General features: G+C 72.7%; 20 protein-coding genes. 11 read left to right on the top strand and 9 right to left on the bottom strand.

Annotated features, from left to right (window positions below):
• The first annotated feature begins 350 nt into the window (after window positions 1–350).
• Complete coding sequence (locus tag GNZ18_RS21595; protein WP_156218336.1) at window positions 351–1,148, top strand: SAM-dependent methyltransferase; 798 nt, start codon at window positions 351–353, stop codon at window positions 1,146–1,148.
• Window positions 1,149–1,177: 29 nt separating this feature from the next.
• On the opposite strand, the gene GNZ18_RS21590 is transcribed toward GNZ18_RS21595, so the two are convergent.
• Both GNZ18_RS21590 and GNZ18_RS21585 read right to left on the bottom strand, forming a co-directional pair.
• On the bottom strand, window positions 1,178–1,990 hold the full coding sequence (locus tag GNZ18_RS21590) for a hypothetical protein (RefSeq protein ID WP_156218335.1): 813 nt from the start codon (window positions 1,988–1,990) through the stop codon (window positions 1,178–1,180).
• Between the two features lie 207 nt (window positions 1,991–2,197).
• Window positions 2,198–3,088 carry a helix-turn-helix domain-containing protein gene (locus GNZ18_RS21585; RefSeq protein WP_156218334.1) on the bottom strand — a complete coding sequence of 297 codons (891 nt, stop codon included), beginning with the start codon at window positions 3,086–3,088 and terminating at the stop codon, window positions 2,198–2,200.
• A 257-nt stretch (window positions 3,089–3,345) separates the two neighbouring features.
• Here GNZ18_RS21585 and GNZ18_RS21580 point away from each other — a divergent pair, with 257 nt between their 5' ends.
• Entirely contained in the window at window positions 3,346–4,131 is a 786-nt protein-coding gene (locus GNZ18_RS21580; protein ID WP_216651398.1) for an alpha/beta fold hydrolase, read from the top strand.
• Here the strand turns inward: GNZ18_RS21580 and GNZ18_RS21575 are convergent.
• Together GNZ18_RS21575 and GNZ18_RS21570 are read right to left on the bottom strand one after the other, a co-directional pair.
• Window positions 4,103–6,058, bottom strand: coding sequence for an SNIPE associated domain-containing protein (locus tag GNZ18_RS21575; RefSeq protein ID WP_156218333.1), 1,956 nt, complete (start codon window positions 6,056–6,058; stop codon window positions 4,103–4,105). The two genes, GNZ18_RS21580 and GNZ18_RS21575, sit on opposite strands and share 29 nt — an antisense overlap.
• Before the next feature lie 174 nt (window positions 6,059–6,232).
• Window positions 6,233–6,625, bottom strand: a complete 393-nt coding sequence (locus GNZ18_RS21570; RefSeq protein ID WP_156218332.1) for a hypothetical protein — start codon at window positions 6,623–6,625, stop codon at window positions 6,233–6,235.
• 219 nt (window positions 6,626–6,844) lie between these two features.
• Here GNZ18_RS21570 and GNZ18_RS21565 point away from each other — a divergent pair, with 219 nt between their 5' ends.
• Window positions 6,845–9,022: a molybdopterin-containing oxidoreductase family protein gene (locus GNZ18_RS21565; protein WP_156218331.1), complete on the top strand. Its 2,178-nt coding sequence runs from the start codon at window positions 6,845–6,847 to the stop codon at window positions 9,020–9,022.
• Here GNZ18_RS21565 and GNZ18_RS21560 read toward each other — a convergent pair.
• Together GNZ18_RS21560 and GNZ18_RS21555 are read right to left on the bottom strand one after the other, a co-directional pair.
• A complete protein-coding gene (locus GNZ18_RS21560) occupies window positions 9,019–9,228 on the bottom strand; it encodes a DUF5999 family protein (protein WP_156218330.1) in 210 nt (69 codons plus the stop codon). The two genes, GNZ18_RS21565 and GNZ18_RS21560, sit on opposite strands and share 4 nt — an antisense overlap.
• Before the next feature lie 137 nt (window positions 9,229–9,365).
• Window positions 9,366–9,863 (bottom strand): hypothetical protein, encoded by a 498-nt coding sequence (locus GNZ18_RS21555; RefSeq protein ID WP_246250114.1) that lies wholly within the window; start codon window positions 9,861–9,863, stop codon window positions 9,366–9,368.
• Between the two features lie 359 nt (window positions 9,864–10,222).
• On the opposite strand from GNZ18_RS21555, the gene GNZ18_RS21550 reads away from it, so the two are divergent.
• The 5 genes from GNZ18_RS21550 (at window position 10,223) to GNZ18_RS21530 (ending at window position 13,909) form a co-directional block, all read left to right on the top strand.
• Window positions 10,223–10,492, top strand: a complete 270-nt coding sequence (locus GNZ18_RS21550) for a hypothetical protein (protein ID WP_156218329.1) — start codon at window positions 10,223–10,225, stop codon at window positions 10,490–10,492.
• Window positions 10,493–10,817: 325 nt separating this feature from the next.
• The gene (locus GNZ18_RS21545; RefSeq protein WP_246250167.1) at window positions 10,818–11,528 is read left to right on the top strand and encodes a DedA family protein; all 711 of its coding nucleotides are present in this window, start codon (window positions 10,818–10,820) and stop codon (window positions 11,526–11,528) included.
• Window positions 11,512–12,708, top strand: coding sequence for a sensor histidine kinase (locus GNZ18_RS21540; protein ID WP_312874656.1), 1,197 nt, complete (start codon window positions 11,512–11,514; stop codon window positions 12,706–12,708). The genes GNZ18_RS21545 and GNZ18_RS21540 overlap by 17 nt, the downstream gene beginning before the upstream one ends.
• Entirely contained in the window at window positions 12,699–13,343 is a 645-nt protein-coding gene (locus GNZ18_RS21535; protein WP_156218327.1) for a response regulator, read from the top strand. Before GNZ18_RS21540 ends, GNZ18_RS21535 begins: the two co-directional genes overlap by 10 nt.
• Window positions 13,344–13,390: 47 nt before the next feature.
• Window positions 13,391–13,909: a YbaK/EbsC family protein gene (locus tag GNZ18_RS21530; RefSeq protein ID WP_156218326.1), complete on the top strand. Its 519-nt coding sequence runs from the start codon at window positions 13,391–13,393 to the stop codon at window positions 13,907–13,909.
• On the opposite strand, the gene GNZ18_RS43730 is transcribed toward GNZ18_RS21530, so the two are convergent.
• Window positions 13,892–15,337, bottom strand: coding sequence for an FAD-binding protein (locus GNZ18_RS43730; protein ID WP_156218325.1), 1,446 nt, complete (start codon window positions 15,335–15,337; stop codon window positions 13,892–13,894). The genes GNZ18_RS21530 and GNZ18_RS43730 overlap by 18 nt on opposite strands.
• Window positions 15,338–15,339: 2 nt before the next feature.
• Window positions 15,340–15,801, bottom strand: coding sequence for a MarR family winged helix-turn-helix transcriptional regulator (locus GNZ18_RS21520; RefSeq protein ID WP_156218324.1), 462 nt, complete (start codon window positions 15,799–15,801; stop codon window positions 15,340–15,342).
• 121 nt (window positions 15,802–15,922) lie between these two features.
• Here GNZ18_RS21520 and GNZ18_RS21515 point away from each other — a divergent pair, with 121 nt between their 5' ends.
• The gene (locus tag GNZ18_RS21515) at window positions 15,923–16,384 is read left to right on the top strand and encodes a DoxX family protein (protein WP_156218323.1); all 462 of its coding nucleotides are present in this window, start codon (window positions 15,923–15,925) and stop codon (window positions 16,382–16,384) included.
• Window positions 16,385–16,721: 337 nt separating this feature from the next.
• Window positions 16,722–18,170, top strand: coding sequence for an alpha,alpha-trehalose-phosphate synthase (UDP-forming) (locus tag GNZ18_RS21510; RefSeq protein ID WP_374225453.1), 1,449 nt, complete (start codon window positions 16,722–16,724; stop codon window positions 18,168–18,170).
• Window position 18,171: 1 nt separating this feature from the next.
• Here GNZ18_RS21510 and GNZ18_RS21505 read toward each other — a convergent pair whose 3' ends face one another.
• Window positions 18,172–18,780: an ATP-binding protein gene (locus GNZ18_RS21505; RefSeq protein ID WP_156218321.1), complete on the bottom strand. Its 609-nt coding sequence runs from the start codon at window positions 18,778–18,780 to the stop codon at window positions 18,172–18,174.
• 193 nt (window positions 18,781–18,973) lie between these two features.
• Between GNZ18_RS21505 and GNZ18_RS21500 the strand changes: the two genes are divergently transcribed.
• Window positions 18,974–19,204, top strand: a complete 231-nt coding sequence (locus GNZ18_RS21500; RefSeq protein WP_156218320.1) for a DUF397 domain-containing protein — start codon at window positions 18,974–18,976, stop codon at window positions 19,202–19,204.
• Window positions 19,205–20,034: the final 830 nt, after the last annotated feature.

Raw genomic sequence — 20,034 nt, 5'->3', positions numbered from 1 at the left:
CGAATCCGGGCGGCCGGATTCTGCCGCGAGGTCCGCGGCGGTGTCGGCGAGGGCGCGAACGCGGGGGTTCGCGCGCGCGGTCACCCAGATCGGGCCGATCGGTCGGCGCCTGGTCGAGCATGAGCGGCGTGGCGGGGGCGGCCGGTCCGCTGCTCGGCGGCGCGGCGGTCGATGCCGCGGGCCGGCGCCGGGTGTTCTGGATCAACGTCCCGATCGCGGCGGTGGTGGCGGCGCTGATGCTCCGGCAGTTCATGGAGGTTGACCGACTGCGGCGACAGGACCCGAAACTCCTGTCGCCATGGCCGCTTCCGGGTCAGGATGGGGGAGCCTCGGCGGACAAGGGAGCGCGCATGAGCGACCACGGGCCAGAGATCGACACCAGCGTCTCGCATGTGGCGCGGATCTGGAACTACTGGCTGGGCGGCAAGGACAACTACCCCGTGGACCGCGAGGTCGGCGACCAGATCCTCGAACTGCTCCCGGACGTGGCGCGCCTGGCCCGCGCGTCCCGGCTGTTCCTCAACCGGGCGGTCTGGCACATGGCCCGCGAGGTCGGGATCCGCCAGTTCATCGACATCGGCACGGGACTGCCCACGGTCGACAACACCCACGAGGTCGCGCAGCGGGCGGCGCCCGAGTCGCGGATCGTCTACGTCGACAACGACCCGCTCGTCCTCGCGCACGCGCAGGCGCTGCTGACCAGCACGCCCGAGGGCGCGACCGCCTACATCGACGCCGACCTGCGCGAGCCCGAGCTGATCCTGTCGGGCGCCGCCGCGACGCTGGACTTCACGCGGCCGATCGGGCTCACGCTGATGGGCATCCTGGAGTTCATCACCGACGACGACGAGGCCCAGTCGATCGTCCGGCGGCTGCTGGCGGCGCTCCCGTCCGGCAGCCACTTCGCCATGTACGACGGGACGAACGTCATCCACGGCGCCGCGTCCGACCGGATCGTGGAGCTGTGGAACGCGGAGGGCAACGCGGGGCTCGTGCTGCGCTCGCCCGAGCGGATCCGCCGCTTCTTCGACGGCCTCGAACTGCTGGAGCCCGGGGTGGTCTCGGTGACGCGCTGGCGGCCCGAGGTGACCGTCGGCGAGCCGCCCGAGGAGGTCGACGCGTTCTGCGGCATGGGCCGCAAGCCCTGACCCTGCGCTCGCCCGCTGCCGGGCGGCCCTCAGCGCCGGGGGCCGTCGCCCGCCTCCTGGAGGATCTCGGTGATCTTGAAGGCGGTCTCGAACCGGCCGCCGCCGACCGCCGCCTGGTAGTAGGCGAGCGCCGCGTCCCGCGTCGGCGCCGACTCGCCCAGCCGGTGGGCGTGCTCGGCCGCCTGGCGCGGGTCGAGCCCGTTCGGGCTGGCGTCCAGTAGGTCGAGCGCCTGCGGATGGCCGCCCGCCGCCGCGTCGATCAGCAGCGCGACCGCCTCGGCGCCGCGGGTGGGGTCGGTGCCGAGCAGCACCGCGATCCGGTAGACGGCGTCGGCGTCGCCCTCCTGCGCCCGGTCGAGCAGCTCGCGGCCGTGCTCCTTGTAGTCGGCGATCGTCACCCGCTGCGGCGCCGTCAGCCGGAGCGGGACGGGGGAGCGCGCCTCGGGGGCCGTCCGCGGCGCGGGCGCGGAGCCCTCGGCCGCCGGGGCCGCGCGTTCGGGCGGGGCACCCTGCGCGGCTCGGAGCCGCGACTGCCAGTGCGGGAGCGTGCCGATGCCGGGGTCGGACGAGCGGACGCCCGTCTCCCAGGCCCGCCGCTGGCAGCACAGGATGAAGCTGGCCACCCAGGCGGAGGTCGGCGCGCGTTTGCGGCGGCCCGCGAGGACCTCGAACACGGCGGTCGCCGACAGGACGGGCAGTCCGCGCCGCCCGTACAGCTCGCCCAGGTGCTCGGAGATCTCCGCGAGCTTGCGGTAGGGAGGCCGGTTGCAGGATTCGTAGAACGCGTTGAGCTCGGCGATGAAGTCGTCCGGCCCCGCGGGCCGTGAACCGGTGTCGCTCATGTCTGGGTCGCCCTCGTCGTCCGTGGGTCCGGACCTCTGGTCTCCGTCAGTCATGCTGCCAGCCGGACCGGGCGAACGGGGAGGGGCGGTCCGCAGAGCCGTCCTGTCTCGTTCTGAAGGGCGGACACCGTAGGCCGTGATCCCGAACCGCGGTCCACATCAGTGCTTTGTTGGGCATTGTAAGCATTACAGGTCGCGGAGTGAGCATCACAGGTCGCGGAGCAGGCCCAGCAGGATCGACGGTGTGGCCCGCGCGGGCGCCGCCTTCACCACGAGCCAGTTCATGACGTGCCAGTAGGAGATCACCGCGTCCTCCTCCGCCGGGTAGACCGCGCCGTTGAGCCGCTCCAGGTACACGACGTCGGGCAGTTCCGGCTCGGGCGGCCGCAGCAGCGTGAACGACCCGCCCGGCACGGGCGGGGACGCGAGTTCGAGCGGCACCACCTGGATCGTCACGTGCGGCAGGTCGCAGACGTCGAGGAGATGTTCCAGTTGCGCGAAGGCCACAGGACCGCCACCGAACGTGCGGCGGAGCGCCGCCTCGTCGATCACGACCCAGAGCCGCGCGGGCCGGGAGCGGTGCAGGATCGCCTGGCGCCGCGTCCGCAGCCGGACGAGCCGCTCGGTCGCCGCCGGGGGCCGCCGCCCGGCCAGCAGGGCCCGCGCGTAGGCGGGGGTCTGGAGGAGCTCCGGGACGGTCTGCGTCTCATACATCCGGATCACGCTGGCGGACTGCTCCAGGCCGATGTAGGGCTCCTGCCACGGCGGGATCACGTCCTGGTAGGCCGCCCACCAGCCCGGCACGTTCGCCTGGCGGGCGAGCCCGAGCAGCGTCGCGCACGCGGCGCGGTCGGTGACGCCGTAGGCGGCGCACAGGTCGGCGACCTCGCGGAGCTTGAGCCGGATCCGCCCGAGCTCCAGGCCGCTGATCCACTCCTCGGGCCGGCTGACGGCCGCGCTCGCCTCCTCCAGGCTGTAGCCGTCGGCCTCGCGCAGCCGCCGCAGCTGCGCGCCGAGCACCATGCGGGGCACCGTCGGCCCGGCCTCCGGGGGCTCGGGGTGGCCACGGTCGGCGTGCTCGGCTGCGGCTGTGCCCATGTCTGCTCTCTGCGCGCGGTGTCGCCGGAGGACGGTCTCCGCGGACGCTAGCCGGGAACAGTTTTCCGCCGTGATCCGTCCCGTTCGGCTTCGTCCGGACGCCGCCGCTCCACCCTGGATGCTACGACTCCGCGCCCCACGGCGCCGGTGCTTCGGCGCCAGTTCCGCGTGCCGCCGCACGCGGCCGAAAACGGGCTGACCCTAATGGGGGCGCCCGGCTAGGGTGAACGGCCGTCACCCCGGATAGAGGAGGCCGCGTGTCCCGCAATCCCACCCCGTTCACCGACTTCGGCGGGGACGGCGTCGAGATGCTCGCGGTGCACGGCCACTTCGGCAGCTCTCGCACGTTCGCGTCCCTCGCCCACGCGCTCGCCGGGCGCGTGCGGGTCACCGCCGTCGACCAGCGCGGCCACGGCCACGCGGCACACCGCGACGACTACGGCGTCGACGCCTACGTCGCCGACCTCGCCGCGTTCGTCCGCGACCGGGACATGGCGCCCGTCGTCCTCTACGGCCACTCCATGGGCGGTGTGGTCGCCTTCCACCTCGCCGCCAGGCATCCCGATTTGGTGCGGGCCCTGGTGCTGGAGGACGCGCCCGTCGTGGTGGAGCCCCCCGTCCTGGACACCCGGCCCTGGACGCGGCGGACCGCCACCCTCATGGACCTCGGCGCCGCCGTCATCGGCGAGGGCATCCCCGACCCGGCCTACTTCCTCGAAGGCGCGATCCGGTATCCCGACGGCTGGGGGCTGCCGTTCGACCACGAGGGCGTGTTCCGGTCGGAGGAACTGCTCCTGGGCGAGTACTGGACGGAGTGGCTCGCCGTCCGCTGCCCGGCGCTCCTCATGCACGGCACCGGGAGCTTCGTGCTGCCGACGGCGCTCGCCCGCGAGATGGCCGAGCGCCGTCCCGGCACGTCCTACGTGGAGTTCCCGGGCCGCGGCCACTGGATCCACGACGACGACGTCGCGGGGGTGGCCTCGGCGGTCACGGAGTTCCTCGGCGCGGCGGGCCTCACGTCCGAGCGCCGCGGCTCGTCCTGAACTCGATCGCCTCCGGGACCTCGGTGTACTCCAGGAGGTGGTTGCCCGAGATGCGCTCCAGCGCCCGCCGCACCTCGGCGGGTGTGGCGTAGAAGAACTCCCGCCGCGGGTTCACCTGGTTGACGCGCTGCTCGGCGAACGCCTGGTGGAGGCTGTTCTCCAGGCCGACCGCGTCGTCGCTGAAGATGAGTGCGTGCACGTCGAACCGGAACGGGACGGAGGCGTCGCCGAGTTCGCGGACCCGGTCCATCGGCTCCAGCCGCCGCGTCATGCCGATCTTCACCATGCGCTCGCCGAACGCGCCGATGTTGGAGATGACGTAGACGTACCCCGCGCGGACGTTGGCGGCGCGGCCGTCGACGTCGCTGATGGCCGACTCCACGTCGGCCAGCTTGGAGCGCAGGTCCGCCGCACCGGCCGCGTCCCCCTTCGCCTCCAGGCGGGCCAGGGCCGACTCCACGTGCGAGCGCTCCTTGAGCAGCCGTGACTTCTCCCGCTCGATCTCCTTGCGGACCTTCTCCTCCTCCCGCTGGCGTTCGCGTTCGGCCCGGATCCGCTCCTTCTCCTCCTCGGCCTTGGCCAGATGGTCGGCGGTGAGGCGCAGTTCCTTGAAGCGGATCTCCCGGTACTTCGGGCTCACGCGGATGTCCATCGTCTTGCCCAGCCGCTCGATCGTCTGCGCGCTCTTGTCCAGCCTCTCGATCGCCGACGCGAGCTTGTACGGGCGCATCGTCCGGACGAGGTTGTCGGCCTCGGCGTTGTAGGCGCGCAGCATCAGGCGGGAGAAGTCGCGGACCATCTTCCCGCCCTGAGCGGCCGAGCCGTTCACGGTCCAGTTCGTGGCACCGATGACCGCCGTCCCGTTGCGGGCCATGGCCTTGATGCCGTCCTTCACCCGCGCCAGTTCGGCCTTGTACGCGACGACGTCCGCGAGCGGGTGCTGGTACTCGTAGACGCCGGCCTCCTGGAGGAGCTCCAGATCCCGCGTCTCGACGATGCCCTGCCGCAGCCGTTCGAGTTCGGCGCGCGTCTCGTCCCGCTCGCGGCGCGCCTCCTCCGTCTCGGAGCGGAGCCGTTCGATCTCCTCGGCCAACCGGGGCGCCTCCAGGGCGCCGAGGCGTTCGAGCCAGTCGCGCAGGCTCGCGTTCTCGGCCTCCAGCTCCTCGATGCGCTGCTTCCGGCCGAACGCGGGGACGGTGCGGCCCCCGGCGGCGGGCGGGCGGGCCAGGGGGACCTCCGGCACCCAGAACCGCCAGCCGGGCGGCGCGGGCGGCCAGCTCGCGTCCGGCTGCCACCCCGGCTGGGGCGTCCAGCCCGCCGGGGGCGGCGGCCACGTGGGCGGCGGGTTGTAGCGCCAGCCGGACGGCTCCGGAGCCCACGTGAAGGGCTGCGGGGGCGCCGGTGCGGGCGCGGGGAGGCCGGGCGCCTGCCGGGGCGGCTCAGGTCGGCTGGGCGCGGGCTGGTCCCGGAGGGGCCGGCTGGGCGCGGGCGCGGGCGCGGGTGCGGGTGCGGGCTGGTTCGGGGCGGGCGGTGTGGGACGGGCCTGGCGCTCGATGAGGCGCCGGATGACCGGCGCGTCCCGGTCGTGCAGGTCGCCGAAGTCGGTCTCCGCCCCCGTCCCGTCCTGGACGACGAGGAACCAGCGCTCCTTGTAGGACTTGCGGGTGTCCACGGATGCGACGTCCGTCAGGAGGATCTCCTGCCGGGGGCCTTCTTTTGCGAGTTCCGCGGCCGCGAAGCCGAGGATCCTCCGGTCGGTGACGGCGACGTGGGTGAGGGTCGGAAGGGCCTTGACCGTCGTCGCCAACGCCAGGACCGTCTCCCCGCCCTTGAGGAAGAGTCTCGTCAGGCGCAGGATCCGCGCGGAGTCTCCCGGGTCCACCTCGGCCCCGACGTACTCCGGGTGCGGCGTGTTCTGCAGGGTCATCGTTCCTCGCTGCGTCCCAGGCGGAGCGGATCCTGCGTCCGGCGTGCCGGGGGCTCCGTTCCGCGGCCGACTGTGCGTGTCGAACCGTGCGTGTCGAGGGGAGCACCCGACGTGCCTAGGACGGCTCGCGTGAACCGGAGGTTTACGCGGGGTGGACGGCGAGTCGCGGGCGGGTCACAGGCGCGCGTCGCTCCCGCCCGACTCCTCCTCGCCGTCGTTGGAGGGCTCCGGTGCGAGGTACTCGTCGTCGGGCCACAGCTCGTCGGCGAGGCAGGCGAGGTACTCCTCGTCGCCGGGGTCGAGTTCGGCGGTCATCGACTCGGGATGGACGGCGGGAAGGTCGGTGGACACGGGCCCGGGGACGAGTTCGGGCGCGGGGCCGGAATCGGACACGCTTCCGGGGTCAGGCGAAACGTACGGCTCGGACGCCGGGTAGGGGTCGGGCATCCCGTACGGGTCGGGCGCGGAGCACGGGTCGGACGCGGAGGGCGCCATCGGGCGGAACAGGTTGGGCAGGCACAGGCCGAACAGGGCGACCAGTGATACGAGGACCAGGACTGTGATCACACCACCCCGTCCTTTCGCGGTCGAGTTCCACACGATTCTTGCGTAAGTAGCAAAACAGTTGAACGCTACCCGGGTGATCTGCCGTTGGGGAGCCCGACATGCAGACCCGGTCGGGGTCGATCGGCCCCTCGGCCCCCCGGGCGCCGTGGCCCTCTCCAAGGCTGAACGTGATCCCGTCGCCTGGGGGCCACGACACGCGGGTACGGCATAATCGGCCCCATGGCGCAAGCGTTCACTTACTGCCGGATCTGCGAGCCGCTGTGCGGGCTGGAGGTCACCGTCGAGGACGGCGCGGTCGCCCGGATCCGCCCGGACGGGGCGCATCCGCTGTCCCGAGGGTTCGCCTGTCCCAAGGGCATCGCCATGGCGGAGGTGCAGAACGACCCCGACCGCGTCCTGTATCCGCTGCGGCGGCGCGCGGACGGCGGGTTCGAGCGCGTCGGCTGGGACGAGGCGCTCACCGACATAGCGCGGAGGTTGAACGCCCTCCGCGCGAGGCACGGCGGGAAGTCCATCGGCTGGTACTTCGGCAATCCGGCGACGTTCTCCTACAGCCATCCGGTGTGGATGCACGGGTTCATGTCCGCGCTGGGGTCACCGCACCTGTACTCGGCCGGGTCGCAGGACGTGAACAACCGGTTCGCCGCGAGCGCGCTGCTGTACGGGGCGCCGGTGCTGGTGCCCATCCCCGACCTCAAACGCACGGAACTGCTGCTGATGCTGGGCGCGAACCCGCTGGTGTCGCACGGCAGCATCATCACCGCGCCGCGCATACGCGACGACCTGTCGGCGATCGTCCGGAGGGGCGGGCGCGTGGTGGTCGCCGATCCGCGCCGTACTGAGACCGCGCGTGCCTACGAGCACCTCCCGCTCCTGCCGGACGGCGACGCGTGGCTGCTGATGTCGCTCCTGCATGTCATCTTCGCCGAGAGGTTGGAGGACGCCGCGTCCTGCTCCCGGCAGGCCCAGGGCGTCGGCGAACTGCGGAGGCTGGCGGAGGGCTTCCCGCCCGAGGACACGGCGGAACGCAGCGGCGTCCCGGCCACCGTCGTCCGGGACCTCGCGCGGGACCTCGCCACCGCCGGAAGCGCCGTCGTCTACGGTCGGACGGGCACCTGCCTCGGCCGCCACGGCACCCTCACCGCGTTCCTGATCGACGCGGTCACGCTGGTCACGGGCAACCTCGACCGGCCGGGCGGCGCGGTGTTCGGCGCGTCCCCGCTGCGGACGGAGGAGATCCTGCGGCTGTCGGGCCTCGCCTCCTACGGGAGGAGCCGGTCGCGGGTGGGCGGCTATCCGGACGTGCTCGGCACGTTCCCCGCCGGGGTGATGGCCGAGGAGATCACCACGCCGGGCCCCGGACGGCTGCGGGCCCTGCTCGTCTCGGCGGGCAACCCGCTGCTGAGCGTCCCGGGCGCGGCCGCGCTCGACGCCGCCCTGGACGATCTGGACCTGCTGGTCTGCATCGACCTCTACGTCAGCGACACCGGCCGCAAGGCCGACTACATCCTGCCCGCCACCACGTTCCTGGAACGCGAGGACTTCCCCCTGCCGTTCCTGCAGAACCACCTCACCCCGTATGTGACATGGACGGAGCGGGTCGTCGCGCCGCGCGGCGAGGCCCGCCAGGAATGGGAGATCATCGAGGGGCTCGCCCGGCGGATGCGCCTCGGCGTCGGCTCGTTCCGCGCGCAGCGGCTCGCGCACCGTTTCGGGCTCCGCCCCTCGCCCCGCTTCCTGGCGGACATGCTGCTCCGCACCGGGCCGCTCGGCGACTGGTACGGGCTGCGGCGCGGCGGGCTGAGCCTGCGCGGGCTGAGGAGCGCCCCGCATGGGGTCGTGCTCCGGGAGCACCACCGGACGGGGACGTTGCGGCGCCGCGTCCTGCACAAGGACAAGCGGGTGCACCTCGCTCCGCCGGAGATCGTCGAGGAGGTGGCGCGGCTGAAGGCCGCCCCCGGGCCGCCCGACGGCTACCCCCTCCGGCTGATCGGCCTGCGCGAGATCCGCTCGCACAACTCCTGGATGCACAACGCGCCCACGCTCATGCGAGGAGGACGCGCGCATACGGCCCGCATCAGCCCTCAGGACGCCGCGCGGTACGGCGTCCAGGACGGGATGCTCTGCCGGATCTCCTCGCCGCACGGGTCGATCGAGATCCCCGCGCGGGTCACCGAGGAGATGGCGGCGGGAGTGGTCGCCGTCCCGCACGGATGGGGGCATCGGGGCGGGTGGCGCACGGCCAACGCGGCCGGTGGCGCGAACGTGAACCTGCTCGCCTCGCCGGATCCCGCGGACCTGGAACGGCTGGCGGGGATGGCATGGCTGAACGGAGTGCCGATACGGATCGACCCGGCCCCGGGAGGAGAGGCGCGGACGGCCGCCGGCGGCGCCTAGGCGGCGGTGGTCGGACGGTGCGGCGCGATCACGCGGCCGTCCGGGAGGAGCTCGCCCGTGTCCTCGAAGACCACGATGCCGTTGCACAGCAGGCTCCACCCCTGCTCGGGGTGGTTGGCGACGATGCGGGCGGCCTCGCGGTCCAGCGCGTCCGGCGTCGGGCAGGGCGGCTGGTGCGTGCAGTCGGGACTGCTTCGGACGGTCACGGCTTCCTCCACGTGTCCTCAGTGATTAAGGACATAGTTGAAGCCTGCCGCCGCTCGTCCGAAATATGCAAGTAGATGGCAAATTCTTTACCTTCGGTCCCGTGTAAATAGGTTCAAGATCGGGCATCGCGGGACGTTCAGTGCAGAAGGCCGCCGTCCGGTTCGTCACCGTGGTCGACGTCCAGCCCGACGACCGATGTGCAGCCCGTGCAGATCCACTCCGCGATGACCGCCTCCGGGTTGGCCGCGTGGGTGCGGTACGGGCGCTCGACGCGCCTGCGCCGCATCCCGTGCCCGCAGGAGGAGTGCAGGAGCCTTCCGCATCGCGGACACGGCCACACGTCCTCGCGGCGGAGGTTGCACTGGGGGCACATCGGCGACTCGTAGCGCTCGGCCGGCTCGGCCGACTCCAGCTCACCGAGCCACTCGTGCTCCATGTCGAGGTACTCGTCGGTGGGCCAGTGGTGGTCGGCGAGCCAGGCGAGGTACTCCTCGTCGCCGGGATCCAGGACGGCCGTCAGCGACTCGGGATGCTCGTCGGAGGAGCGGTGTCGGCGGCGACCGCGCCGCGCCGAGGCCAGCAGCGTCAGCAGGCCGAGGAGCGCGGCCGCGACCAGGCCAGTCGCCAGGGGCATCGCGGCGTCCTTACATGATCTTGTGGCGGGAATGTCCGATCATGAATTCACTTCACAAAACGCTGCGAACGCTACAAGAAAGGCTCTTAACGGAAAAGTCGATCAGAAAAGATTCTTTGCCTTGATCATGGCTGGGCCGGTGTCCGAAACCCTACCGCACCATGGTCCCATACCCCCTACTGCCAGGGCGGTTTCGCATTCCACCGCCCCGCGACCCCGAAACGGCGGCTGGCTCCGATTTCACTCACCGCTGAATCGCCTGCGTGTCGCGGACGGGCACGGCGGATGCTCGACCGGAGTTGGGCGCCGCTTCACCCCGCCGCCACGACGCCGACACGCGGGGGTGGGGGAATGTCCGCATGCGCGAGGAGATCGCCCCGCACGACGAGGTGCTCGCCCGGTTCACCGGCGCCCGGCTGTACGAGCGCGGCGAGGACGGGCTCGCCTACCTCGCCGAACGCGCCGGGGTCCCGTACCTGCTGGTGCGCCCCGGCCCCGAGGCGCCCGACATGCTCGTGCTCGCCTTCGAGGACGAGCTGGAACGCGCCTCCTACCTGGCCGGCCGCGGACGCCCCGTCCCGGGCCCGCGCCCCCCGCTCCCACGCGCACACCCCACCCCCGCCCACTGACCGCCCCGCCGCCGCTCCCGCGCAGCACCCCCCAGTGCCTGCGCTCCCGCGCCCTGCGCTCCCGCGCCCTGCGCTCCCGCGCCCTGCGCTCCCGCGCCCTGCGCTCCCGCGCCCTGCGCTCCCGCGCCCTGCGCTCCCGCGCCCTGCGCTCCCGCGACCCAGGCCGCGCCCGCGGCACCCGTCACAGGCTGGGGTTTGCGGTGGACGTCAGGGATGGGGGTGTGGTTTTCCGCAGGGCCGGGGTGCGGCGCGCGGCCGGTCAGGTCGGCGGTGCACTCCATGGCGGCGGGAGCCGCGGCTTCCTAGCGTCGTACACATGATCGAGATGACGTACGCGCTGGCCTCCCGGGCGGCCGAGAACGAGCCCACCGGGGGCATCACGGGCTGGGCCACCGACCTGATGGACCGGCTGGGCGCGCCCGGCGCCGGGTTGGCGATCGCGCTGGAGAACCTGTTCCCGCCGCTGCCGAGCGAGGTGATCCTCCCGCTGGCGGGGTTCACCGCCGCGCAGGGGCGGATGAGCCTGGTCGCGGCGCTGGTGTGGACGACGGTCGGGTCGGTCGTCGGCGCGCTCGCCCTGTACGGGATCGGCGCGCTGATCGGCCGGGACCGGATCCGCCGCCTGGTCGACCGGCTGCCCCTGGTGAAGCTCTCCGACCTCGACCGGACGGAGGCGTGGTTCGCGCGGCACGGCGGCAAGGCCGTGTTCTTCGGCCGCATGATCCCCATCTTCCGCAGCCTGATCTCGGTCCCCGCCGGGGTGGAGCGCATGCGGATGACGACGTTCCTGGTCTACACGACCCTCGGCAGCCTGCTGTGGAACACGGCGTTCGTGATGGCCGGATACGAGCTCGGCGACAACTGGCGGACGGTGGAGGAGTACGTCGGGGTCTACTCCAAGATCGTCCTGGTGCTGGCGGTGCTCGGTGTGCTCGTGTTCCTCGGCCTCCGTATCGTGAAGTCCAGGCGGACGGGCCGCGAGCCCGGGACGCACCGCGCCGAGACAAGAGACTTCGAACGTGATCGCATTTTCTGAGGGTGTGGCCGCGCCTCCCCCGAGGCAAGGGCGCGGCCCGCGCGCCGCCCGCGCCCTGGCGGGCCTCACCCTGGGCCTGTTCAGCGCGGGCATCGAGATGATCCTGCTCGCCGTCGCCGTGCTGGTCATGGCGCCCGCGCTGGCCTTCTCGCGTGGCCCGCGAACGGTGCCGGGGGTCGTCGCCCGGGGCGCGAACCGGCTCACCGAGCTGGAGCGGCGCCGCCTCGCGACGTTCTTCGCCGAGGACCGGGCGGTCGAGTTCGGCCCGCTGCGGGCGCTGTCCTACCTCCTGCTGCGGGTGCCGGTCGGGCTGCTCGGCGGCATCATCCTGCTGCTGATCCTCTACGGCGGCGCCAGCGCGATCGGGCTGCTGTGGAGCTGGTGGGTGACCGGCGACTACATGGACGGTATCCCGCCGAGCCCGCTGATCGTCGTCTACACGGCCGTGTTCGGCGCGGTGCTGCTGTTCGTCGCCGTGCAGGGCCTGGTCGGGGTCGTGGCGCTGGAGCGCGCGGTGGCGCGGCGCTGCCTCGGTCCGAGCCCGCTGGAGGAGTACCAGCGCCGCATCGCCCAGCTGTCGGTCACCCGCGCGCAGGTGGTGGACGCGGTCGACGACGAGCGCCGCCGCATCGAGCGCGACCTGCACGACGGCGTCCAGCAGCGGCTCGTCGCCCTCGGAATGCTGATCGGCCGGGCTCGCCGCGCGGGGGACTCCGGCCGCTCGTCCGAACTGCTGCGGCAGGCGCACGAGGAGTCCCGCCGCGCGCTGGAGGACCTGCGGGAGGTCACCTGGCGCGTCTACCCCGCCGCGCTGGACGGCGAGGGCCTGCGGGCGGCGCTGGAGACGGTCGCCGAGCGGTCCGCGGTGCCGGTGACGATCGGCTACGACGTCCCGGACCGGCCGCCCCACGCGGTGGAGACCGCCGCCTACTTCGTGATCTGCGAGGCCGTCACGAACGCCGCCAAGCACTCGGGGGCGCGGCACGTGCGGGTGCGGGTCGCGGCGCGCGGCACAATGATCGCCGTGCGCATCGAGGACGACGGCACCGGCGGGGCCGACCCCGCGGGCGGCGGGCTGGCCGGGCTCGCCCGCCGGGTCGCCGCGCTGGACGGCACCTTCGGCGTGGACAGCCCCGCCGGCGGGCCCACCGTGATCAGCGCGGACCTGCCATGCGGGTGATGCTCGCTGAGGACTCCACCCTGCTGCGCGAGGGCCTCTCGCGCCTGCTCGCCGAGGAGGGCCATGAGGTGGCCGCCGCCGTCGGCGACGGCGACGCCCTCGTCGCGGCGGTCGCCGCGGCGCCGCCCGACGTCGTCGTCGTGGACGTCCGGATGCCGCCGACGCACACCGACGAGGGCCTGCGCGCCGCCCTGGAGATCCGCCGCCGCTGGCCGGGCGTCGGCGTCCTCGTCCTGTCGCAGTACGTGGAGAAGCGCTACGCCACCGAGCTGATCACCGCCGACACCACCGGCGTCGGCTACCTCCTGAAGGACCGCGTCGCGCAGGTCGACGAGTTCCTGGACGCGCTGGAGCGGGTCGGTGGCGGAGGTGCGGCGTTCGACCCGGAGGTGGTGCGCCAGCTCCTCGTCCGCAGCGCGCACGTCGACCCCCTGAGCCGCCTGTCGCCGCGCGAGCGGGACGTCCTCGACCTCATGGCCCAGGGCCACATCAACGCCTCCATCGCGACGCACCTGCACATCTCCCAGAGCGCCGTGGAGAAGCACGTCAACGCGATCTTCGACAAGCTGGACCTGTCCCAGGCCGTCGGCCGCAGCCGCCGCGTCCTCGCCGTCCTGCGCTACCTGGGCTCGTGACCACGGCTCGGCGTGGCAGGGTGGGGCGGGACAACGAGGGGAGCACCATGGTCGGCACACTCGAATGGACGCCCGCCGCCGCGCGTCCGGACCTGCTCGCGGACGCGGTGGCCGCCGCGGTCGGCGCCGTCCCGGAGGGCGAGGTCGCCGAGATCGACCCCGAGCTGGCCGACACGGCGGCGTTCTGCGAGCGCTACGAGGTCCCGCTGGAGGTCAGCGCGAACTGCGTGGTCGTCGCGGCCAAACGCGGCGGCGAGGTCACCTACGCGGCCTGCATGGTCCTCGCCACCGACCGCGCGGACGTGAACGGCGTCGTCCGCAAGCATCTGGGCGCGCGCAAGGTGTCGTTCGCGCCGATGGCGGACGCGACGGCGCTCACCGGCATGGAGTACGGCGGCATCACGCCCGTCGGCCTCCCGGACGGCTGGCCGGTCCTGGTGGACGAGGCGGTCGCCGCCGCGCCGCAGGTCGTCATCGGCAGCGGCCTGCGCCGGTCCAAGCTGCTGGTGCCCGGCAAGGCGCTCGTGTCCCTGCCCGCCGCGCAGGTCCTAGCCCTGGCCCAGTGACGCGGCGCCGTCCAGCCGCCGGCCGGGGACCGAGTCGACCGCGTAGCGGGTGCCCCCGACCGCCTCGGCGCGGGCGAGCAGCGCGCGGTTCCCGGCCAGCATCTCCGCCACCCCCGCGCAGCCCGGCGACGCGGTGCGCAGCAGGCTGAACAGGACGGGATCGGCGGGCGCGGCGAGCATCGGGACGTCCCCGATCCGCAGCGCCTTGACCAGGACGACCCCGCTGAGGCCGAGGCCGGCGGCGGTCATCGACGCGAGCGTCTCCTCGATCACCTCGGCGGCGCGGGCGCCCGGCAGGAACACCATCCCCCACGGATGCGGCCGCGCCCACTCGCCGAGCACGGTCAACTCCGCAACATCGGGACGGAGCCGATCCGCGAAGTCCAGGAAGGACAGCTCCTCGACCTCGCTGGTCCCCGACGGCACCTCACCCGCATGCGGAACACCACCCACGCACGAGCCGGCGCCCGCCTGCACGCCGACCGTCTGAGCAGCAGCCCCCAGACCCCGGACGGCGCCCATAGGCGGCGGAGCGGCACCCGGAGCCTGGACGGCGCCCATGTGCGAGGTGTCCGCGTGTGCGGTGGCGATCTGAGCGGCAGTTCCGGGAGGTTGGACGGTGCCCGTAGGCGGCGGGGCGGTGCCTGGAGCCTGGGTGGCGCCCAGGTGTGAGGTGTCCGTGTGTGTGGGGGTGGTCTGAGCGGCAGTCCTGGGAGGCCGGACGGTGGTCGTGTGCGGCGGGGTCGTGCCTAGGTGTAGGACGGCCTTCGCTTCGTACCTCCAGCCCTCGGCGGACGGTTTGGCCTGGCCGGAGAGGTGGTCGGCCCGTACCTCGCGCTGGACGCGCAGCAGGTCGGCCGTGTCGCGGCACGGGATCGTGCAGGACAGCACGCGGTCCGGCGCGGGCACGAGGCGCAGCGTGGCCCCGGTGATGACGCCGTGCGCGCCGAGCCCCGCCCGGACGGCTTCGAACACCTCGGGACGGACGGTGGGGGAGCAGCTCACCGGCCGCCCGTCCACCACCACGTCCAGCGCCAGGACGTTCGCCGCCTGCGTGCCGTGCAGGTGCGAGGCGCCGCCGACGCCGCCCGAGGAGAGCGTCCCGCCGACGGTCACGTCAAGGAAGTCGGTCAGGACGGGCGGGGTGAGCCCATGCGGGAGCGTGGCGTCGAGCACCTCGCGCCAGGTGGTCCCCGCGCCGACGACGGCACGGTCCGGGCCGACCTCGCGGACGCCCGCGAGCCCGCGCATGTCGAGGCAGACGCCGCCGGTGAGTGACTGGCCGTAGGTCGAGTGCCCCGCCCCGCGCGGCACGATCTCCAGGCCCGTCGCGGCGGCCTCGCGCACGGCGGCGGCGACCTCCTCCGCCGACCCCGGGCGGACGACCCGCGCCGGCGTCCGTTCGACGACGCCGCCGAAGTCGCGCACGCCTAGCGGGCCCGCAGCCGGTCGGCGACGCGGGTGAGCGCGTCCCCGAGGAGGTCGATCTCCTCCGGCGACAGCACCTCGATCAGCGTCTCGCGGACGAGTTGCCGGTGCCCCGGGCGCACCCGGTCCAGCCGCTCGATGCCCTCGGGGGTCAGTTCGGCCCACACCGAGCGGCGGTCGGACTCGCAGCCCGTGCGCTTGACCAGACCGGCACGCTCCAGCTGCGTGACCTGGTAGGTCAGGCGGCTCTTGGAGACCATCGCCTCGCGCGCCAGGTGGGACATGCGCAACCGGTTGCCCTCGGCCATCCGCAGCCGCACGAGCACCTCGAACTCGGGGTGGGAGAGGTCGGCCTCCCGCTTGAGCTGCCGCTCGATCTCGTGGTCGATCAGGTGGCCGGCGGCCAGGAAGGCCATCCAGGCGCGCAGCTCGCGGGGGTCGAGTGGCCCTCCGGCATCGGTCATGACGTGAATTCTAGTTGGCCGGTACACAGGTTGAACTTTCACGATGGTCTGGATCCGCGTCACTCTGCTAACGTAGAGTTAGTTCATATTTGAACTGAACCTTCAACCAGAGGAGAGACCTATGCTCCCCGCCCGCCGGTACCCGCAGCTGGCCGACACGGGCCTGCTCATCGGCAGGCTGGCGCTCGGCATCGTGTTCGTCGCGCACGGCTGGCAGAAGCTGAACGACCTCGGGCACTCCGGGGTGACGAAGATGTTCGACGGCCTCGGCATCCCGATGCCCGGCGCGGCCGCCGCGTTCGCCACCTGGGTCGAGCTCGCCGGAGGCGTCGCCTTGATCGTCGGGGCCCTGCTCCCGCTGGTGGGCCTGCTGCTCGCGGCCGACATGGCGGGCGCCTTCTGGTACGTCCACAAGGACAACGGCCTGTTCGCCGACAAGGGCGGCTACGAGCTCGTCCTGATCCTCGGCGCCCTCGCGCTCCTCCTCGCCCTGACCGGCGCGGGCCGCTTCTCGGTCGACGCGCTGCTCTGGGGCCGCCGCCGCGACGAGGACGCCCCCGCCAGGGAGCCGGTGAACGCCTGACCCCCCTCAGCCCCGCTCGGCCTCCGGCGCGGTCCACCCCGCGCGCCGGGGGCCGTTTTTCCTGTTCACGGGCGTAGGATCGGCCCGCTGGAACACCCCCCGGGAAGCGCGCCACGCCCGCGATGACAAGTGTGACGAAAGTAACTTTTCCGTCAGATCGCATCAAAGGTGACGAGTAGGTGAACAACGGTCACCTGCCGCGAAAGGGATATGGCCCGCTCCAATCCCCATCCACGGACACCCCGACTTCCTGACATCCGGCCTTTCCGCCATCTGGTCTTTACGTCGAAGTGACAAGATGTTCTCGATGACCGTTTCTGGGCATGGTGATCGGCAAGTGTTCCTGGAGAGGCGGGTCGCGGTGTCGCGCGGTAGTGAGTTCGTGGTGGTGGCCAACAGGCTGCCGGTGGATCGGATCGTCGGACCGAACGGGGAGCCCGCGTGGCGGCGCAGCCCCGGAGGGCTGGTCAGCGCCATCGCGCCGGTGATGCGGCGCAGGCACGGCACGTGGATCGGCTGGACCGGCGCCCCCGACGAGCGGCTGGACCCGTTCGAGGAGGACGGCATGTCGCTCGTCCCCATCGAGCAGTCGGCGCGCGAGGTCGAGCTCTACTACGAGGGGTTCTCCAACGCGACGCTCTGGCCGCTGTACCACGACGTCGTCGCGCCGCCCGTCTACGACCGGGCGATGTGGGACGCCTACGTCCGGGTCAACGAGCGGTTCGCCGAGGCCGCCGCGCGCGTCGCGAGTGAGGGCGCGATCGTCTGGGTGCAGGACTACCAGCTTCAGCTCGTCCCGTCCATGCTGCGCAAACTGCGCCCCGACCTGCGCATCGGGTTCTTCCTGCACATCCCGTTCCCGCCGCTGGAGCTGTTCTGGCAGATGCCGTGGCGCCGCCAGATCCTCGAAGGGCTGCTCGGGGCCGACCTGGTCGGCTTCCAGCTTCCGGGCGCGGCGGCCAACTTCGTCCGCCTGTGCAGGCGGCTGCTGGACGCGCGCTACGTCAAGCAGGACGTGTACTGGGACGACCGCGTCGTCCGCGCCCGCGCCTTCCCCATCTCGGTGGACGTGGGCGAGCTGAACGACCTCGTCTCACGCGAGGACGTGGTGGAGCGCGCCCAGGAGATCCGCGCCGACCTCGGCGACGCGACCGTCCTGCTCGGCGTCGACCGCCTCGACTACACCAAGGGGATCACCCAGCGGCTCCAGGCGTTCGGGGAGCTGTTCGAGGACGGCGACCTCAAGCCGGGCCAGGCCGTGATGGTGCAGATCGCCACGCCGAGCCGCGAGCGCGTCGAGCAGTACCAACTGCTCCGGGAGGAGATCGAGCAGCAGGTCGGACGGATCAACGGGGAGTACGGCGAGATCGGCTTCCCGGTCGTCCACTACCTGCACAGCTCCTACGACCGCGCCGAGCTGACCGCCCTCTACCTCGCCGCGGACGTGATGGTCGTCACACCGCTGCGGGACGGCATGAACCTGGTCGCCAAGGAGTACGTCGCCTGCCGCCGCGACATGCGCGGGGCGCTCGTGCTGAGCGAGTTCGCCGGTGCCGCCGCCGAGCTGAAGCGGGGCGCCTTCCAGGTCAACCCCTACGACATCGACGGGCTCAAGGGGACGCTGCTGGCCGCGCTGGACGCCGAGCCCGCCGAGCAGGCACGCCGGATGCGCTCGATGCGCAGGCGCGTCATCGAGCACGACGTCGACCGCTGGGCCCGGGAGTTCCTCAGCGAACTGGAGAACCCGGCGCGCCCGGAAGCGGTGCCGCAGGCGCCGGACGCCTGACCTACAGGTCGAAGGCCGCCCAGACGGCCTTCCCGCCGGTGGCGAGCCGCGCCCAGCCCCACGAGTCGCTGACCGCGCCGACGACGAGCAGCCCGCGGCCGCCGTCACCGAACCAGTCCGGGTCGTACGCGACGGCCTCGGGGATGCGGCGCCCCGGGTCGGTCACCACGACGACCAGGCGCCGCGCGTGGCCGAGCAGGACGACCTGGATCGGACACAGGGGCAGCGGCTGGGGGAGCCCCTCCATGCCGTGCCGCAGCGCGTTGGTGACGAGTTCGGAGACCGCGACGACGACGTCCTCGCGGTTTCCGGCGACGTCCCATTCGCGCAGCGTGGCCTGGGCGAAGTCGCGCGCCGCCTTGGGCGCGCTCATCTCCGCGGGCAGGACGCGGCGCGCCGTGCGCGGCGCGCCCGAGTGGGGTGTGGGCCAGAGCCCCGCGAGCCCCGGCGCGGGCACGGGTCTGGCCGTCGCGGCCGGGACCGTGTGCTGGCGCGTGGGCGCGTGCGCGGGAACGTCCGGCCAGGGCGTGTGGACGGCCGCGGCGTGCCGCGCCCGCCTGCCTCCCATGGCGGCGGGAGCTGCGACGTCGTCTGCCTGGTCAACGGTCATTGTCAAACCTCAGAGGCGAGCGGATGGGTCACCGGCGATGGTTCGCTATCTTGCTCCCCAAGTCGTGCAGATGCAAGACCGTCTGCATGAACGTATGCAAGAACGAATGCACGTGCATCTCGTACCATTGTGTGGGGTGGGGCGAGAGCGCGGCCTCCCGGCGGGAGGCCGAGACGCCTTTGAGGGGGCAAAGATGGACGGCCACCAGTTGCCGGACGTCCGACGCAGCGCGCTCGTCTGGCAGAAGAGCCGGCGGAGCAACCCGAGCGGTAACTGCGTCGAGATGGCCGAACTCCCCACAGGGGAGATCGCCGTGCGCAACTCCCGTGACCCCGAGGGTGCGATCCTCGTCTACACGCGCGAGGAGGTGGAGGCCTTCGTGGGCGGAGCCAAGGACGGCGACTTCGACCACATGCTCGTCTAGGACGGGCCTTCAGAGCATCACCCGACAGCCCTGACCTGGCCATCCGGCCGTGGCGGTCGCCTGGTGGGCGCCGCGGTGCTCCCGAAGTCCCGGCCCGCGGCTCTCACTCGACGGTACGGCCCGTGGCGGCGCCCTCGTGAGCGTGTCGGCGTTCTCGAAGCCCCGCGCCACGGCCTTCGCCTGGCGGTTCGGGTCCTGGTCCGAGCCTTGGCGGGTGCGCTGGTGCTCCCTAGGCCCTGGCCCGCGGCCTTCGCCTTCCGGCGCGGATCGCGAGGTCTTGGCGAGCGCGATGGTGTTGGCCTGCGGGTTCCGCCCTCCGGTTCGGGCGGTGCCCTCGTGGGTCAGGTGGTGGACTCGAAGTCTCGACCCGCGCCCTCGCCTGGTGATTCGGGCCGTGGTCGTGGCTTCGCGAGCACCGCGGTGTGCTTCCAGGCGCGCCTTGCCGCGTCTGGGCGTGCTCCAGCGGGCAGTGCGGGGTACCGCTTCGCTGGTGGGGTCGCTTCCGGCGGCGCCGCATGGTGCCTGGTAGTGCGCTTGCGCGGAGGGCCGGGTCGCTCTGGGGAACACCTGGGACGTTCATCCCGGGCGCATGAACCGGACGGGCTCCGACACCTGGCGCCGGGGACGCGACGGGTGCGTCGCGGGCGCCCTCGGGGCGTGGTATGAGCCTCGGCGGGCCTCACCGAGCCCAGGACGGCGCAACCCGGCTCGGGACCCACGCGGGTCCCGAGCCGGGTTTTGGAACGCGCCAGCGCCTCGCTGAAGCTGCCGGATCCGGCCACGCCGCCACCGACCTCCGCGCCACAACACCGGTGCGCGGCGTCACGACA

This window comes from Actinomadura litoris (genome assembly GCF_009733595.1).
In the GTDB taxonomy this organism is placed as follows: domain Bacteria; phylum Actinomycetota; class Actinomycetes; order Streptosporangiales; family Streptosporangiaceae; genus Spirillospora; species Spirillospora litoris.
Note: the sequence above shows the minus strand (reverse complement) of the source record. Positions and strands in the feature narration are given on the sequence as shown.

What these genes read in the sequence shown, in the direction of transcription:
- GNZ18_RS21595 (WP_156218336.1), top strand. Translation starts at nt 351, where the DNA reads ATGAGCGACCACGGGCCAGAGATCGACACCAGCGTCTCGCATGTGGCG.
- GNZ18_RS21590 (WP_156218335.1), bottom strand. Translation starts at nt 1,990, where the DNA reads ATGAGCGACACCGGTTCACGGCCCGCGGGGCCGGACGACTTCATCGCC.
- GNZ18_RS21585 (WP_156218334.1), bottom strand. Translation starts at nt 3,088, where the DNA reads ATGGGCACAGCCGCAGCCGAGCACGCCGACCGTGGCCACCCCGAGCCC.
- GNZ18_RS21575 (WP_156218333.1), bottom strand. Translation starts at nt 6,058, where the DNA reads ATGACCCTGCAGAACACGCCGCACCCGGAGTACGTCGGGGCCGAGGTG.
- GNZ18_RS21565 (WP_156218331.1), top strand. Translation starts at nt 6,845, where the DNA reads ATGGCGCAAGCGTTCACTTACTGCCGGATCTGCGAGCCGCTGTGCGGG.
- GNZ18_RS21555 (WP_246250114.1), bottom strand. Translation starts at nt 9,863, where the DNA reads ATGCCCCTGGCGACTGGCCTGGTCGCGGCCGCGCTCCTCGGCCTGCTG.
- GNZ18_RS21550 (WP_156218329.1), top strand. Translation starts at nt 10,223, where the DNA reads ATGCGCGAGGAGATCGCCCCGCACGACGAGGTGCTCGCCCGGTTCACC.
- GNZ18_RS21545 (WP_246250167.1), top strand. Translation starts at nt 10,818, where the DNA reads ATGACGTACGCGCTGGCCTCCCGGGCGGCCGAGAACGAGCCCACCGGG.
- GNZ18_RS21535 (WP_156218327.1), top strand. Translation starts at nt 12,699, where the DNA reads ATGCGGGTGATGCTCGCTGAGGACTCCACCCTGCTGCGCGAGGGCCTC.
- GNZ18_RS21530 (WP_156218326.1), top strand. Translation starts at nt 13,391, where the DNA reads ATGGTCGGCACACTCGAATGGACGCCCGCCGCCGCGCGTCCGGACCTG.
- GNZ18_RS21520 (WP_156218324.1), bottom strand. Translation starts at nt 15,801, where the DNA reads ATGACCGATGCCGGAGGGCCACTCGACCCCCGCGAGCTGCGCGCCTGG.
- GNZ18_RS21515 (WP_156218323.1), top strand. Translation starts at nt 15,923, where the DNA reads ATGCTCCCCGCCCGCCGGTACCCGCAGCTGGCCGACACGGGCCTGCTC.
- GNZ18_RS21505 (WP_156218321.1), bottom strand. Translation starts at nt 18,780, where the DNA reads ATGACCGTTGACCAGGCAGACGACGTCGCAGCTCCCGCCGCCATGGGA.
- GNZ18_RS21500 (WP_156218320.1), top strand. Translation starts at nt 18,974, where the DNA reads ATGGACGGCCACCAGTTGCCGGACGTCCGACGCAGCGCGCTCGTCTGG.